Genomic DNA, 16,255 nt, shown 5'->3' with positions numbered 1-16,255 from the left:
TAATTTACCTCCCGGGGTTGCAGAAGTAGAAAAATATATCTTTGCCATCAATTCTACTAAAGCGAACTTCTTCTCCTGTTTTTTGTTTATGCTCATTAATCATTTGCTTAATAAGTGGTTCTAGAACAGCGACTATTTCTGTTGACTTTTTTGCTTGACTTACTATCTCAGTAATAGCGTTGTCTGCTTGTAATTGTTTATGTAATAAAGAACCGATTCTAGCTATTGCTATCTCAGCCTCTTCTAGCCATTCATCCGACGGAGAAATTTCTGCATAGTGAAAAGTTTGCTCAAGTGACGAGTGTCCCATAAACCATGAAAGTTCCTCCAAACCATTATCATCTGAAAAGTTAAAGTATAAAACAGCGAAAAGTCTTCTAAATTGGTGCTGTGCTGGATACCATCTCTTGTTCTCTATCAATGGAGACTGAGACCAATCTTGAAAAAAACACAGTGCTTTGTATATTGAATCTCCACTTAATGGGAATTTATAAAAGTCTGTTTTTTCAATATGGTGTTTTGCATGATTGAACGAGCTTGATGAATGCAAAGAAAGTACTTTGCCAAATAGATACACGTCATGCTCATTAAAAAAGTATCCTTGCCGTTCTTCTAATTGTGTAACAAATAAAGAAAATTCTATTCCATAATCAAATATTAAATCAGGAATAGGCCTATGGACATCTTCTAATTCAAGTCTTTCGGAACTTTTCGGTATTCTCAGTGTTATATCAAATAATCCATCTATAGGTGATAAGCGGAAACAGTTTCTTTTTAAAGTGTTTAATGATTGTCTTCGACCAGAAGTGAAACTAGCTAGAAGTATCCACATGGAAGCAACATAAAGTAATATGGCTGCTTCAACTGATAGGTTGTTTCTTATCCAGTTGTGATTTAGTTTGTTAAATGCTTCTTGATATTCCCAAGTTGTAATTTTTAGTTCCTTTCGTAGTGCGTCCGGCATACAGGTGTTAGCGAAAGCATGCGCCCGTATCACTTTTGTGTTTCTAAATATCCGTGATGGAGATATTTTTAGTGCGTCAATGGCATTTTTTTCCGCAGCCCAAAGTGAATGTAAATAACCCCTAAGCTCAGGGCCAAATTGTCTTACAAAATATAGCGCGTTAGACATAGCATGAAGTGCGATATGAGCAGGGATTAGTTTTGTTTTTTGGGGTGGGTTTAAACTATCTAAGATGGAATGACCGTCAGAAAATAATTCTCGGGGTGAATGATTAAAAGAATGCTTTTGAATAACTCTACTGGTATAAAGTAACTCCAATTTCAAAATTTCGTTTGAAATGGTTTTTTCCTTAGGTTTAATGTCGGTTTCGACATCAAAGAAAGGCTTGGATGCATTAAGGTATTCGGAAGTATAATGTGAAGCTTTGTTATTAGTTTTATTGCTTAAATAATTTTTTAGCTTGCTCTGTAGACTAATAACTTTTCTAGTGGTAATTGATAGCTCTGATTGAATTTTTTGCCAATCCTTTTTTGATAAATTATTGTTCTGCTGAGAAGATATTTTTAATACGTGTGAAAAATGTTCGTCAGTTACTCCAAAGGATTTTAAATATTCATTAGTATCAGTGAAACTAATCATTTTTAAATGTCGAATAATTGGTTTGTCTTGATTAATCCTCAATTCATTTGTATGTTTAATTAAGCTTATTATCGAATTAAAAATATCTAAAAACCGTTGAGGTCGTGAGACTGCGTCACTGAAGCTTAAATAAAGAAAGCTGATCTTTAAATCATGTAGCAGCTCTGAGTTTTGTGCGTTGGTAAGGAGCTCACCAAGTGCAATTTCTTTATGAAATGATAGTATCCGGTAACTTTCTCTTTTGTATGGTTGTGAAGAGGGAATATCAAATCCATTTCTAGCAATATGCCACTCATCGTCTTCTATAGAATCATTCAGCATCCATCTTGGCTTTGGATACTGCCCGGATTCAGCCAGTTTTAACCAGTCTTGTTCTGAAAGTTCTATCGCCAAGGAGGTTTGAGTTAAGTTTAAATTTCCCATATCTATCAACCTTTCAATGCTTTGTGCGCTTTTCTAAGCATGTCTTTTAAATGAGTTGAACCTTCAGATAACTTTCTAATTACATCCTCACAATCTGCTTTTAGTTGATCGTCTGTACCTTCTTTTATGTACTTTAAAGCCAAGATAATGTTTTCTTGGGATAGACAAAAATAAGTCGGGCTCGTTTCTTTCGACATCGTCGACTGTATTGTTAACTTTGAAAAAAGTGGTCCCCCCATATCGGGATTTTTGAAAGCTTGTTCTAGTCGGGCTATATATGATTCTTTAGTTAAATTTAGTATATCAAATGAGCTATCGTGTTCGCTCAGAGACATATAAAGCAATATGTTCTGAAAAGTTCTTATTTTTACTCGGTATATCAATTCAGATAGATATTTTGGAATATAGCTCTTTAAGGCGGTCTTTACCTGATTTCCAAAATAGTTTGTTGCTTTCAAAGTGTCACCTTTAGATTCAAGATAGATCAGCACCCCTTTTGAACAACGTACTTTTTTTAACGTAGCAGCCTTTAACTCTTCTGAGCCTGATTTTTCGTATGCTAGGTGTCTTATTTTATTGAAAGCACCTTGGAAGGTAGTTGACCAAGGAAGAGCTGCAGGAGTTCCTAATAAGAGGCAGGTCCATAAGTACTTAGAGTTCAGTGACTTTCTTGTTCTTTCGCTCATCTCTAAAGCCATCTTAAAACATGCCGCCGCGTCGATTTCTTCTGGTTGTAGCTGGTTCAAAGGTTTATTGCTACCTTTGGCTGAAACCTGCCTAATATGTTTTGCTCTTTTCTTATAAACTTTTACCCTGACACTGCCTTCATCATTGACTAAAATGAAAACCTCTCCCCGGTGAGGGGATGAAATAGCTGCTTCATAGAGTGAATGGGGATTAAATCCAAGTTCTTCTGTGATTACAATTTGCATAGCAGAAGCAATTAAGGGGGTTAAACCAAAATATTCAAGTATATCAGTACCAAATTTAAGGTTTTCTATATTATGAGGCCTTTCATTGCGAACTAATTCGTCAAAAAAATAATCGAAATACGCAACTTTATTTTCTGTGGGATAGATGTTAAAAGACTTAATATCAAAATAATCTACTGGATGTTGATTTTCAAAATTACTTTCTGGACTAAATTTTGTAATTCCTTTACTTCTAGAAATCACTTCATCTTTACTAAGATATTTAGCATATCCTCTTGCTATGATTTCTCTTGAAACCGTGACTAGGTAATCTAAGTTATTCGACAAACTTGATTGAACAAAGGTTATAAACTCCTTGCTGCTCGAAAAGTGTTGATGATTTTCTTCATCTCGTAAATTAACCTGCAAGATAAGTGGATTATTATTATACTTTTCAACATTGGAGGATTTTTTTATATTTTTTGGTATGTATGTAGTTGAAGCCAGTAGCCCGTGCTCGATAAGCACTTTTAATGCATTTGTTAGGTTGTTATACCTTTGGTATGCAGTGCTTCTATCAACTTCGCTTAGTAGATTATCTCTATAATTCATTAACTCACTTTGAATTTTTTCGGGGCTTTTTTCCCAATCCATTGAACTGTCCGAAACTTGGTTCAAAAAATCAATTAATGGTTTTCGATAAGCTTTTCTCTCTTTAGGTTTGTAAGAATTGACGAAATCAAGCAATCTTTGTCTTACTTTAGTCGAGCAGTATTTATTTAAAGCTTCCTCCAAAGCTTCTGCACTAGAGAGCTTGACAGCGATTTTCTGCATTGCCAATTTAGGGAGCTGATTTTTTCTTAGTTCGTTGTAACGAAGTTCAGTAGTTAGTCTAGGTAGTATTACACTTTCTCGGGATACCTGTTCAATTATTGTTGCAAGAGTGTTTATTCTATTTTTGGCACCTTTAAAAACATATATTTTTGAAATGTGACACGATATTGTATGGAATTCATTTAAAACTAGCTTGTTGTCACGATTATTGATAGGTTTTTTTATTAGCTCAATGTACTTAATTAGGTCATTAGCAACGTCAATTTTAAACCTAGCATTACAAAGGTTACCTATTTCTTTTTCTATTATTCGATAGGACTCAGGGTTTAGATGGGATTTAATTACATCGATGGACTTATTTAATCTTCGAGAATTCTTGTCAGCTAATTTTTCAGAAAATAAAGATCTCGCTCGAGGTTGGTAGAGCGGTAAATCGACTTCACGTGGAATTTTTCCAGTGTCAAGTAAATAAGAAAAGAAACTGTACAAGCTATAATATAGGGATTTTGAGGTTGGCCTGTCTTTTGTTGATCGTAGGTTTAATTCTATATTGTATTTAGCGAGCGTATTCTCAATATAAGTTTGTGATTTACTCCATTCATAACCAGATTTAATTGAACTAAAAAAAGATGTTGCAGACATCCTGAAACTCTGTAAAGCATTTTCATTTAAAGTCTTCATATAACTGTTTATATGAGTTTCTAATTCTGGGGTGCAGTGTTTTTTAATTAACAATGCTAGTTTTTGACTATTATTCTGTGTTGCTATTTTTTCTAAAATCTCAGTAGAAAGTGGAGCCAATTTTAGTGATTCATATTCGGTTTTGTTCGCTATCTTGGTTGGAGGTAAAAAGCTCTTACTAATATAGTTAACACTCTGAAAGAAATAAATGACGTCAAGGATATACAAATAGTACTGTTTGGCAGAGTCAAAAAGTAATCGAGTACATAGATGAATTCGAATTTGCATCAAGGCAGTGTATAAACCAGAACTGTCGCCATTATTTAAAGGAATACTTAGAAGATGAATGTACATAGACAAGCAACTAAGCAATGTTTGCTGTTTATGAACCGGGCATGTTTTGATGTAATTACATAAATGAGCATATGTAATACCTTCTAATTCATTTTTCAATACATCCCAATTTTGAGGTAGGCTCAATTTTATTTTCTATTTGTAATATTCAATAAGAAAAACATAGCTTATAATTTTAATAAATTCAATAAAAACAAGAATATTATCTATATGAAATAAAAGTTTTAGTGTTACATTTAGTGGTTACCCCAGTTGCACGTTTAACGCCCGTCTTTGTTGGTGGTGTAACGGTATCTAATGTGACCTTACACAATATTGGTGAAATCCATCGTTTAGATGTGCGTGTAGGCGATACTGTCAGCGTCTATCGTACTGGCGATGTGATTCCAAAAGTTGAGAAAGTTTGGGCTGAGTTCCGACCTGCCGATGCGGAGATGGTAAATCTTCCGACGAATTGCCCTGTATGTGAATCACCTGTGGTAATGCCAGAAGGTGAGGCGCTTGCGCGTTGTTCGGGTGGTCTGTATTGTGCAGCACAACGGATTGAAGCCATTCGTCACTTTGTTTCACGTAAAGCTTTGGATATTGAAGGCCTAGGTGATCGTTGGGTAGAGTCACTTCTGCATCTCGACTTACTTAAAGATGTCGCTGATATTTATCATTTGCATGAACATCGTGACACCTTATTGACCATCGAGAAAATGGGTGAAAAATCCGTTCAAAATCTGATTGATGCAATCGAAGCAAGTAAGAAAACAACCTTGGCACGTTTTATTTATGGCTTAGGTATTCGTGGTGTAGGTGAAACTACAGCACGCATGTTAGCCAATACCTTCCAAACTTTGGATGCTTTGAAAGCAGCCGATGTTGAAGCACTCAAGAAAACGCCTGATGTCGGTGATATTACAGCGGAGTGGATTGCTGACTTTTTCCAAGCACCACATAACATTGAAGTACTCGATCGTTTATTGGCAGCAGGAATTCATTGGGATGCACCGACTGCACCAACACGTCAACCATTGAATGGTGAAAGCTGGGTAGTAACAGGTACACTGGAAACCATGGGGCGTGATGAGGCGACACAAAAGTTACAAGCTTTGGGTGCACGTGTCAGTGGTAGTGTTTCTAGTAAAACCAAATGTGTCGTTGCTGGTGAAAAAGCGGGAAGCAAATTGGATAAAGCACAAAAATTAGAAATTCGAGTGATGAATGAACAAGAATTTTTAGACTTTTTGGCGCAATATCCAGTGTGATGAAATCAATAGTGTGGACTTCTGGATGAATTTTTACATCAGAAGTTCACAGATTTGATATTTAGCTTCATCGGTTAGCTGATGGGACAAAATACCTTCTATAGTAAAAATGATGATTTGAGTGGTTGCATCTATTTTTGCTGCAGATAAGCCCATTTTTTGCAATTCTATATACAATAGACTTTCGACAATTCTATGAAAGTTTTCATGTAATACTCGAATTTCCTCAGAATAATTCAAACGGTTATGTACCGTCGTAATCAGGTGCTTGACACTTTCCAGTTGTTGAATGACCCACAATAAGCGCTGAGTATGGTTAGCAAAAGATTGATTGTGATATTCATTTAGGCGCTCAATCAGTTCTGAACTCAGAACTTGTGTTAACACTTCATCTTTATCTTTAAAGTACCAATAAATCGTATTAGGAGTAATCTTTGCTGTTGCTGCTAATTTGGACATCGATGTTGCATCGTAGCCAATCTCAAGAAATAACATCCGTGCAGCGGCAATAATTTCAGCTTTCTTTTCATCCGTGTTTTGAATAATACGTTTATTGCGCGCCATTGTGTGGACTCAAAATATTTCAGAACTGATTTTACAGCGATTTGATCATTTTTAGAAATTTGAAGATAATTTCATTCTTATCTTGAATGGTATTTAAGATTTAAGTATATTTCTTGAATGATATTTAAGATAAGTTGGGAAATAAGTTAATGGGAACATTTCAACATGTGCTTGATCAAAGTGTAGAGGCAAGCTTTTATTCACCTAATGGCAATAAATGTGCTGCAAAAATATATTATCCAAATGCTGAGACTGCACAAAAACATCCAGTCATTTTGATGGTGCATGGTTGGGGTGGAACACAAGATTTGTTGACTTTGCCTTTTGTTCAAGCATTTATGCAAATCGGTTACGCCGTCATGACTTTTGATTACTCGACTTGGGGTAAAAGTGAGGGAATGCCTCGAAATCAAATTTCCCCATGGCTACGTGTCCGTGAAGCTGAGCAAGCGATTCAATATTTACAGAATTTAGAAAAGATTGATGCAGATAAAATCGTGGTTTGGGGGACTTCCTTTGGTGGTGGGCATGCGATTGATCTCGCAGCAAAATATCCCCATCTCTTAGGGACGATTGCCCATGTTCCAATGTTAGATGGGGTACAAGCCGTTCTTGCCAATCCTGTTAAAGATATGTTGAAAATTGGCTTAAAAGTGATTCAGGATTATTTACCATCTCCGTCACGGACTTATATCCCTGTGATCGCACCCGAACATCAATTTGCCACGATGAATCGTGATCAGGCTTATGCATTTTTTATGAAAAATTATAATGATGCAGGAAAGTCTATTGATGATTATGATAACCGTGTCACTGCACGTTCAGTGCTGACAATTGGCATGTATCGACCGATTCGCCATTTAAAAACCATTAAAATACCGACTTTATTGATTGGTGCGACTCGAGATTCTGTTGCACCTTTTGATCCCGAGAAAATCAACAAAATAAATAATCCATATATTGAATATCAGTTATTGGATGCGAATCATTTTGAGCCGTATTTTGAACCAATTTTTCAACAAAACATTCAGTATCAACTTGAGTTCTTAAAGAAATTAATTTGCTGTTAAATATCACTGATCATAAAGAGTATTAGAACCGTTCAAGCGATTAAACTTGAACGGTTCTTGGTTTTAAGCTCGTTTTTTTACAATACCATCATCGAGTAATTGCTGGAAATGCTCACAAACACTTTCCCGAATATCACGATATTGAATACCTAGCTCATTTACACTACGCTTTGAATTAAAGTAGATTGGATAACCCATATTGAGTTTTACAAATTGGCGTGAATGACCAAATACGGGTGCAACTAAAGAAAAAGCTGTTTTAGGTACAGTGAAATGTGGGAATGGGTATCTATAACCGAATTTTTGCGTTAAGGCTTTGCCCATGTCGAGCAGACTTAATGTGCCACCACAAATGATATAGCGACCTTGTGCTTTAGGATTTAGTGCCGCAGCAACATGCGCATCTGCAACATCACGGACATCTACGATTCCATTCCACATCGGCGGCACACCAAATAAGGTCGTACCATTACCGAATTGTTGTAATACTTCGATGCTGCCTGATTGACTGGCATCAGTGAGTGATGGCCCCATCACTAACGCTGGGTTAATACAAACTAGGCTCCAACGATTTTGTTGCTCGGCCATTTCCCAAGCTTTACGTTCAGCCGCGACTTTTGAATATGGATAGGGTTGGTGTGTTTCACTACTCGTATTGTTCCAGTGACTTTCATCAAACTCGTTATTTGCTGTACTTTGGATCTCAATCGCATCGCCATAGGTTGATGCAATACTTGAAGTGAGAACCACACGTTTGACTGATTCTGTACGATTTACACTATCTAAGACATTTTCTGTGCCTTTAACTGCAGGTTCAATAATGTCTTTGACGGCATCTTTATAGTTAGTGACTACAAAAGGTGATGCAGTATGAATAACAACTTCACAACCTTGCATAGCTTCATCAAAGGAATTTGGTTCGAGTAAATCTGCTTGGTAAAACTGGATTTGTCCTGATGATTTATCTGCTAGATCATACAGGTGCTGAATTTTATTTTTCTTAGATGGATCTCGAACCGTGGCATGTACGTTGTAACCCTGCTTCAGCAGTCGTTCAATAATCCAGCCTGCAATATAACCCGTAGCACCAGTGACCAAGATTGGCTTACTTTTATCCATTGTTATTTCCGCATTATGTTTTTGTGATTGCTGTTATTTACCGAATTTTGTTCAAACAAACAACAGCCGAGCTGTCATTTTTTATGATTTTTTGATCAAAATATATTCGGAATAAGAAGCATTGCTAATCGTTACAAAAAATCAAACAAATGATTTTCAATAAGATTATCTATTTTAAAAGGTTAAAATGATATGCAAATGCTTCTTTTATTTAGATAAATTAGGCGAATTAAAACTGTAAATGCGTATGTTTCTCATTTTAATTTTATAAAAATCATAAACTTACACAATTTAATTTTGCAAATATGATTTAAGTTCACCATAATATTATTATTCGATAGGAGTAAGTATTATGCGTGGCAATCCAGAAGTCATCGACTATTTAAATATGCTCATTGGCGGTGAATTGGCTGCTCGTGATCAATATTTAATTCATTCAAGAATGTACGAAGATTGGGGCTTAAGTAAAATTTACGAGCGTATTGATCATGAAATGCAAGAAGAAGCTTCACATGCTGATTCAATCATTCGCCGTGTTTTATTTTTGGGTGCTCAACCTAATATGAATCGTGAAGACATCAATGTGGGTACAGATGTCGTAAGTTGTTTAAAAGCTGATTTAGCACTTGAATATCATGTGCGTGAAAAATTAGCGACAGGCATTAAGCTTTGTGAAGATAAAGGTGATTACATTAGTCGTGATATGTTGCGTCAGCAGCTTTCGGACACAGAAGAAGATCATACGTATTGGTTAGAAAAACAATTGCGTTTAATTGAATTAATTGGTTTGCAAAATTATATTCAATCGCAAATTTAAGATTTACGAATAAATAAAAAACTCAGCATCTGCTGAGTTTTTTATTTATGAATTATCTTTTAGTTTGGGCTTCTTTTAAATCTTTTAATACTTGATCCGCATGCGTTTGCGTATTCACACTCGTGTAGTGATACATAATTGCACCTTGAGGATTAATCAAGAAACTCTCACGTTTAGCAATTTTTGTAATCCCGAGGTTTCTAACAATGCCAAATTTTCCAGCAAGTTCGCCTTTTTCATCTGCCAAGATTGGGAACGGTAAACCGAGCTTTTGTGAAAACTTCTGGTGTGATGCAACATCATCCAAGCTGACACCCAATACTACTGCATTCGATTTTAAGAATTGAGGATAAAGTGATTTAAATTGATTCGCTTCTTGAGTACATCCCGCAGTGTCATCTTTAGGGTAGAAATAAAGTACAATCCACTTGCCTTTATATTGGTTCAAAGTGTGCCATTTCCCACTTTGATCTTGTAGTTTGAAATCTGGCGCAGACTGTCCCACCCATTCTTTTTGAGCTGTATTTTGCTTAGAAAAAATAGAAGTTTGCGCTGTACTAAGGCTAGGGATACCAAGTAAAAAAAACGAACTGCATAAAATAATAACTTTGGACTTTATCGTATTCATCATGTTGATCTCAAAGTGTAATAAACTCTACTTTAGCAAATTTCGAAATCATATGGGTTAGAAAATTCTTTAAAGAATTTTGATCTGTTTTATGGTGTCTTTTGAGCAAAGCATAATAAAAGGGATGGATTAGGAAAATAATGACTCGTATAAATCGGAGAGTATACTGCATTCAGGTTTTTGGAATTGAGCAAGCGCGTGAATTATAGGATTCTACTCATCACGGGATGGGGCGGTGGTGCCGAATTATTAAAACCTTTACATGAGGCTTTAGAACAAAAGGGATATAGCGTTGAACGGCTTAATATCTTTAATGCGCTGGATGGTGATATCTTGCAACAGCATGTTGAACTTGCGGTTAAATATGATGTAATTGTGGGGTGGTCGCTTGGCGGACAACTGGCAACAATCTTGGTCAATCAAATACAACAACAATATGCAGAACAGAAAGTTTTAATCACTTTAGCGTCGAATCCATGTTTTGTGGCTCAAGCAGATTGGTCAGCAGCAATGCCTGTAGAAACCTTTATGCAATTTAAACAATCATTTGAACAGGATGCCATTACCACGCTAAAACGGTTTGGCTTATTGGTCTGTCAAGGTACAAGTTCGGCAAAAAAAGACTTCGTGGCTATGCAGAGATTGATTAATCCACAACCGATTGCATTGCTTCGGCAGGGATTGCAGTTGCTGGAGCAATTGAACTTGGTTGAGTTGTATGAAAATTATCAGGGCAGACAGTTACATGTCTTTGCAGAGTATGATGCTTTGGTTCCTTACCAAGTTATACAAAAAACTAAAGATTTAGCTGCAAAGAATCTATGTGTTATTTCGATTGATGGAGCTTCGCATGGTTTTCCATGCTTTATGGTGGAGCAGACTGTGCAAAAAATTGAAAATTTTATTCAATACACGGTTTAATCTTGCTTGAATTGAGAGTTCTCGCAATTTATTTTAGATTTTGACAAGTTTAAGATTATGCATACAAATTTTAAATCTGTTAGGGCGGAGTCATGCTGAGTGTTAATTTAATTTCAGGATAAGCTTTCAGCTAGACTTACTTTGGTTTCGCCCAAAGTAAGCAAAGGCACTTGTTAAGCTGATGGTACATCCTTGATACCACAGCTTAACAGGCGGCATCCATGCCGCCTCCATGATCGTAGGTACTGCCATGAATTTAATTGGCTTAGGATGAAGAGTAAATAACGGATGACAGACTCATTTGATTTAGAACATATATGGCATCCCTATACTTCCATGTTAAATCCATTGCCAACCTTTAAAGTCAAACGTGCTTATGGCGCGACCATCGAATTAGAAGATGGGCGAACTTTGGTTGATGGCATGTCGTCATGGTGGTGTGCGATTCATGGCTATAACCACCCTGAACTAAACCAAGCAGTTTCAGATCAATTACAGAACATGGCGCATATCATGTTCGGTGGTTTGACCCATGAACCTGCGATTGAGTTAGGCAAATTATTATTAAAAATTACGCCGCCCAATTTAGATAAGATTTTTTACGCAGATTCAGGCTCGGTTTCAGTAGAAGTGGCATTAAAAATGGCAGTGCAGTATTGGGCTGCATTGCATCGACCAGCCAAAACCAACTTTATTACCACCCGTTCTGGTTATCATGGTGATACTTGGAATGCGATGTCTGTATGTGATCCTGTAACAGGAATGCATCAGATTTTTGGTAGCAGTTTACCCAATCGAATTTTTGTTCCCGCGCCACAAAGTCGTTTTGATGGGGAGTGGAATCCACAAGATATTCAAGAACTCACACAACAGATTGAACAGCATCATCACAGTATTGCTGCCCTGATTATTGAGCCGATTGTACAGGGTGCAGGAGGGATGCGTTTTTATCATCCTGAATATTTGCGCCAAGCCAAGGCCTTATGTGAGCAGTACAATTTGCTGTTGATCTTTGATGAGATTGCTACAGGTTTTGGACGCACCGGTAAAATGTTTGCTTGGGAACATGCGCAAGTTGAACCTGACATTATGTGTATTGGAAAGGGCTTAACAGGCGGCTATATGACGCTGTCAGCAACTCTAACCACTAAACAAGTGGCTGAAAGCATTAGTCGTGGTGAAGCGGGTGTGTTTATGCATGGCCCAACCTTTATGGCGAATCCACTGGCCTGTGCGGTTGCATTAAGAAGTACTCAACTGCTGGTGGAACAGGATTGGCAAGCCAATATTCAACGAATTGAAAAGATTCTGACTGAACAGTTAACCGATTTAGCCCAGCTTGACCACGTTGCGGATGTACGGGTTTTAGGGGCGATTGGCGTGGTTGAATTAACCACTAATGTTGATATGAAAACCTTGCAGCAACAGTTCGTTGAACGGGGTATTTGGGTACGACCATTTGGAAAATTGGTCTATGTGATGCCGCCGTATGTGATTAGCGATGATGAACTCCATTATTTATTAACACAGATGAGTGAAGTGGTAAAAAATATGCAAGGAGTAAATGCCAATGTCCTTGCTTGATCATTATGCCGAGCAGCTTGACTTACTTAAGCAACAGGGTAATTTCCGTCAATTCACTGCAAATCAGCAATCTGGACGATGGATCACGATTCAAGATCGAAGCATGTTGAATCTAGCATCCAATGATTATTTAGGCTTGGCCGCTGATTTAAGTTTAAGAGAAGAATTTCTGGATACGCTAAAAATTGAACGAGCGCTCTTTAGTTCATCTTCTTCACGCTTACTGACGGGTAATTTTGCAGAATATGAACAATTTGAAAATAGCCTAAGCAAAGCCTTTGGTCGTGCTGCCTTACTCTTTAATAGTGGCTACCACATGAATATCGGTATTTTGCCTGCTTTGTGTGATAGTAAAACCGTGGTTTTGGCCGATAAGCTGGTGCATGCCAGTATGATTGATGGGATTCGTCTGTCGACTGCTCAATATATTCGTTATCGTCATAATGATTTGCAACATCTGGAACAATTATTGCAAAAGTATCACCAAGATGAGCAAGTTGAACGCATTATTGTGGTGACTGAAAGTATTTTTAGTATGGATGGCGACGAGACGAATTTAGCAGCCTTGGCGCAGTTAAAGCAACGCTTTGCCAAAACCATGTTGTATGTCGATGAAGCTCATGCGATTGGGGTCAGGGGGGAGCAAGGTCTGGGTTGTGCTGAACAATATGGCGTATTGGATCAGATTGACTTTTTGGTTGGAACCTTTGGCAAAGCAATTGCCTCGGTGGGTGGCTATATCATTTGTGATTCGATTATCCGTGACTATCTCATTAATAAGATGCGTCCATTGATTTTTAGTACCGCATTACCACCGATCTCAATGGCATGGTCAGATTTTATTTTTAATAAAGTATTGAGCATGCAGCAACAGCGTCAGCACTTGGCCGAGATCAGTCAGTATTTACAGCAAGCGGTGATTGCAAAAGGTTTTTCAAGCCCATCGAGCAGTCATATCATTCCAGTTATCGTAGGTGAAAGCCAAGCGGCCATTGAAAAAGCACGCTATGTACAACAACAAGGTTTTTATGCTATGCCAGTACGCCCACCAACAGTGCCACAAAATAGTTCACGCCTGCGAATTTCATTAACCTCTTTGGTGCAAAAAAATGAATTGCAACAATTGGTGGAGTTTTTGTGAGCATCAATAAAGCACTGGTTGCCCAACGTTTTGCCAAAGCAGGGCAAAGCTATGTCGAACATGCTGTGGTACAGAAACAGATTAGTGTGCAGTTATTTGAATACCTTAAAGTGTATTGTCCGCAGAACTTAGCCTCTGTGCTTGAGATTGGCTGTGGTTCGGGCAATCTCACCCACTTACTCCAATCCCACTTTCAAATTGAGCAACTGTTTTTAAATGATTTATATGCAGATGTGGATCAGCATTTTCTCAATTTTAAACATGTAAATTGGTTGATCGGAGATATTGAACAACTGAATTTACCGCAGTCCTTAGATGCAGTGCTTTCCAGTTCGGCATTACAGTGGATGCTTGATCTACCTGCTTTATTGCAACGGATTTATGCTGCGTTAAAGCCGAATGCGTACTTCGGGTTTTCTACTTTTGGGCCAGATAATCTCACTGAAATTAAACAGCTGACTGGACAGGGCTTAAATTATGTTGGCTTAGAATCTTTAAAGCGACAGCTTGAACAGCAAGGCTTTGAAATTCTATGGATACAGCAAGATCATAAGCAGGTTTATTTTGATCATCCCAAATCGGTATTGCAGCATTTGAAAGCAACTGGCGTGACTGCAACAGCGAAATCGCATCGCTGGACCAAGCAATCCTTGCAGCAGTTTTATTCAGATTATCAACAGTTTTATGATGAGCAGGGTTTTCGCCTGACTTATCACCCGATTTATGTGATTGCGTGGAGAACAGCATGAGTGCAGCAATTTATTTTGTCAGTGGTATTGATACTGAAATTGGTAAAACGTATGCCACAGGTTATCTCGCCAAGCTTTGGACTGAACAGGGACAGCGTGTCATTACCCAAAAATTAGTACAAACGGGGAATGTAGATATCTCCGAAGATATCGAAAAGCATCGTGAAATTATGGGCAGTGGCTGGTTTCAGGAAGATCATGAAAAGCTGACCATGCCTGAAATTTTTACTTATCCTGCCTCGCCGCATTTAGCCACATGTTTGGATGGGCGTGATCTGGATTTTTCCAAGATCGAAGCAGCGACTAAAGAATTGGCGCAGCGATTTGAGGTGGTGTTGTTAGAAGGGGCTGGCGGTTTGATGGTGCCTTTAACCACAGCGTTGTTGACCATTGATTATATTGCTCAGCATCAATTTCCTGTGATTTTGGTGACTTCAGGACGTTTGGGCAGTATTAATCATACTTTATTGAGTTTAGAGGCATTAAAGCAGCGTGGTTTGAGTTTGCATACTTTGGTGTATAACTTAAAGGATGAGTCGAAAGATCCACTTATTTCGAAAGATACCGCAGATTATTTAAAAGCTTATTTGGCAAAGCATTTTCCTGATGCTCAATGGATTGAATTGGAAAAATTCTAATTTAATTCATTAAGTTTAGAATTTTATTCAATAGGGGAAACCGCAGTGTCTTCCCGAGTTTTCTCAAATGAATACCGCATGGTCTTACTTTTCAAGGATGAAAAGTAACAAAAATCCTTTGTAGGGCTGACGGTATATCCTTATACCGCAGCCCTACGGGCGGCATCCATGCCGCCGTCACGATAGCTAATAGATTTTGGAAGCCATTTAACTAATAAATTTAAGGTGACTAACAATGGATAAAAATAATTTTATTTGTATGGCTCTGTGCCTATCAGGCCTAATCTCGACAACTCATGCTGATGTACCCACAGATAAAACCATCATCAGTTGGATTACTAACTTTCAGGATTCAAATGCCAACCCACCTCAAGCCATTCAGATCGATTCTACCGAAACAGTGAAATTGATCTCGGGAGAAGAAGCTTATCTATCGGGTGTGAGTTTTGAAAATGCAGGACGTAATTTTTGGGCTGGCTATGTATTAACCCGTCCAAAATTAAAACAATCTCGAATTTTAAAGGAGTTTGGTGGTCAATCGAATAGCTTTAAAGTGCATCCAACCGTTTATAAAGGCAAACCGATTCAACTGATCGAAATCGAAAGTGCAGGTTCAGGACAAGGCACAGTCGAATCGAGTAAAAGTTTGGTTTATTTCACTCAATGGACAAGTAAGCTGATTGCGGAGGTCGAAGAATCTTCTTATAACGGACGGTACGATGAAAAGTTAGGAGAAGAAGATTGTCGTACAGGGCGAGAAAATTCAGGCTATTTAAATGTGATGCCTTATTCACCTTATGTGATTCGAACGACTGTCACAGGAGATGCATGTAATAACAAACCACAAGGCTATAAGGTGGGCAGTAAACTGATTCCAATTGTGATCAATGAAATAAAATAGATAAAACAAGAGTATGTTTTGATTGCTTGTTAAACTTTTCAAAAGAAATAATGATTTGATAAAA

The 16,255-nt window shown here is 37.6% G+C and carries 13 protein-coding genes and 1 pseudogene; 9 read left to right on the top strand and 5 right to left on the bottom strand.

Going from position 1 to position 16,255, the window contains the following annotated elements:
• Positions 1-4: 4 nt before the first annotated feature.
• Together IEV17_RS13445 and IEV17_RS13440 are read right to left on the bottom strand one after the other, a co-directional pair.
• On the bottom strand, positions 5-2,026 hold the full coding sequence (locus IEV17_RS13445) for a hypothetical protein (protein WP_004663613.1): 2,022 nt from the start codon (positions 2,024-2,026) through the stop codon (positions 5-7).
• A gap of 5 nt (positions 2,027-2,031) precedes the next feature.
• The gene (locus IEV17_RS13440) at positions 2,032-4,932 is read right to left on the bottom strand and encodes a hypothetical protein (RefSeq protein WP_004663612.1); all 2,901 of its coding nucleotides are present in this window, start codon (positions 4,930-4,932) and stop codon (positions 2,032-2,034) included.
• A 116-nt stretch (positions 4,933-5,048) separates the two neighbouring features.
• Here IEV17_RS13440 and ligA point away from each other — a divergent pair.
• Positions 5,049-6,059: pseudogene (ligA, locus tag IEV17_RS13435) on the top strand (NAD-dependent DNA ligase LigA); the annotation flags it as partial.
• Positions 6,060-6,092: 33 nt separating this feature from the next.
• On the opposite strand, the gene IEV17_RS13430 reads toward ligA, so the two are convergent.
• A complete protein-coding gene (locus tag IEV17_RS13430) occupies positions 6,093-6,623 on the bottom strand; it encodes a TetR/AcrR family transcriptional regulator (RefSeq protein WP_004663606.1) in 531 nt (176 codons plus the stop codon).
• Between the two features lie 149 nt (positions 6,624-6,772).
• Between IEV17_RS13430 and IEV17_RS13425 the strand changes: the two genes are divergently transcribed.
• On the top strand, positions 6,773-7,693 hold the full coding sequence (locus tag IEV17_RS13425) for an alpha/beta hydrolase (RefSeq protein ID WP_004663604.1): 921 nt from the start codon (positions 6,773-6,775) through the stop codon (positions 7,691-7,693).
• 63 nt (positions 7,694-7,756) lie between these two features.
• Here IEV17_RS13425 and IEV17_RS13420 read toward each other — a convergent pair whose 3' ends face one another.
• Positions 7,757-8,812, bottom strand: coding sequence for an SDR family oxidoreductase (locus tag IEV17_RS13420; protein WP_004663601.1), 1,056 nt, complete (start codon positions 8,810-8,812; stop codon positions 7,757-7,759).
• Between the two features lie 352 nt (positions 8,813-9,164).
• Between IEV17_RS13420 and ftn the strand changes: the two genes are divergently transcribed.
• Complete coding sequence (ftn, locus tag IEV17_RS13415) at positions 9,165-9,629, top strand: heteropolymeric bacterioferritin subunit Ftn (RefSeq protein ID WP_004663600.1); 465 nt, start codon at positions 9,165-9,167, stop codon at positions 9,627-9,629.
• Positions 9,630-9,681: 52 nt separating this feature from the next.
• Here ftn and IEV17_RS13410 read toward each other — a convergent pair whose 3' ends face one another.
• Entirely contained in the window at positions 9,682-10,260 is a 579-nt protein-coding gene (locus tag IEV17_RS13410; RefSeq protein WP_004663596.1) for a peroxiredoxin, read from the bottom strand.
• Positions 10,261-10,455: 195 nt separating this feature from the next.
• On the opposite strand from IEV17_RS13410, the gene IEV17_RS13405 reads away from it, so the two are divergent.
• From IEV17_RS13405 to IEV17_RS13380, 6 genes are all read left to right on the top strand, one after another.
• Positions 10,456-11,178: an alpha/beta hydrolase family protein gene (locus tag IEV17_RS13405; protein WP_004663594.1), complete on the top strand. Its 723-nt coding sequence runs from the start codon at positions 10,456-10,458 to the stop codon at positions 11,176-11,178.
• Between the two features lie 288 nt (positions 11,179-11,466).
• On the top strand, positions 11,467-12,762 hold the full coding sequence (bioA, locus tag IEV17_RS13400; protein WP_004663592.1) for an adenosylmethionine--8-amino-7-oxononanoate transaminase: 1,296 nt from the start codon (positions 11,467-11,469) through the stop codon (positions 12,760-12,762).
• A complete protein-coding gene (locus tag IEV17_RS13395) occupies positions 12,749-13,903 on the top strand; it encodes an 8-amino-7-oxononanoate synthase (RefSeq protein WP_004663590.1) in 1,155 nt (384 codons plus the stop codon). Before bioA ends, IEV17_RS13395 begins: the two co-directional genes overlap by 14 nt.
• Positions 13,900-14,652 carry a malonyl-ACP O-methyltransferase BioC gene (gene bioC / locus IEV17_RS13390; RefSeq protein WP_004663586.1) on the top strand — a complete coding sequence of 251 codons (753 nt, stop codon included), beginning with the start codon at positions 13,900-13,902 and terminating at the stop codon, positions 14,650-14,652. Before IEV17_RS13395 ends, bioC begins: the two co-directional genes overlap by 4 nt.
• Positions 14,649-15,290, top strand: coding sequence for a dethiobiotin synthase (gene bioD / locus IEV17_RS13385; RefSeq protein ID WP_004663583.1), 642 nt, complete (start codon positions 14,649-14,651; stop codon positions 15,288-15,290). Before bioC ends, bioD begins: the two co-directional genes overlap by 4 nt.
• A gap of 235 nt (positions 15,291-15,525) precedes the next feature.
• Complete coding sequence (locus IEV17_RS13380) at positions 15,526-16,191, top strand: hypothetical protein (RefSeq protein ID WP_004663581.1); 666 nt, start codon at positions 15,526-15,528, stop codon at positions 16,189-16,191.
• The last annotated feature ends 64 nt before the right edge of the window (positions 16,192-16,255 follow it).

Origin of the sequence: Acinetobacter modestus, from assembly GCF_014636095.1 — a bacterium.
Classification (GTDB): Bacteria; Pseudomonadota; Gammaproteobacteria; order Pseudomonadales; family Moraxellaceae; genus Acinetobacter; species Acinetobacter modestus.
The sequence above is the reverse complement of the archived record's forward strand: the minus strand, read 5'-3'. Positions and strand labels throughout refer to the sequence as shown.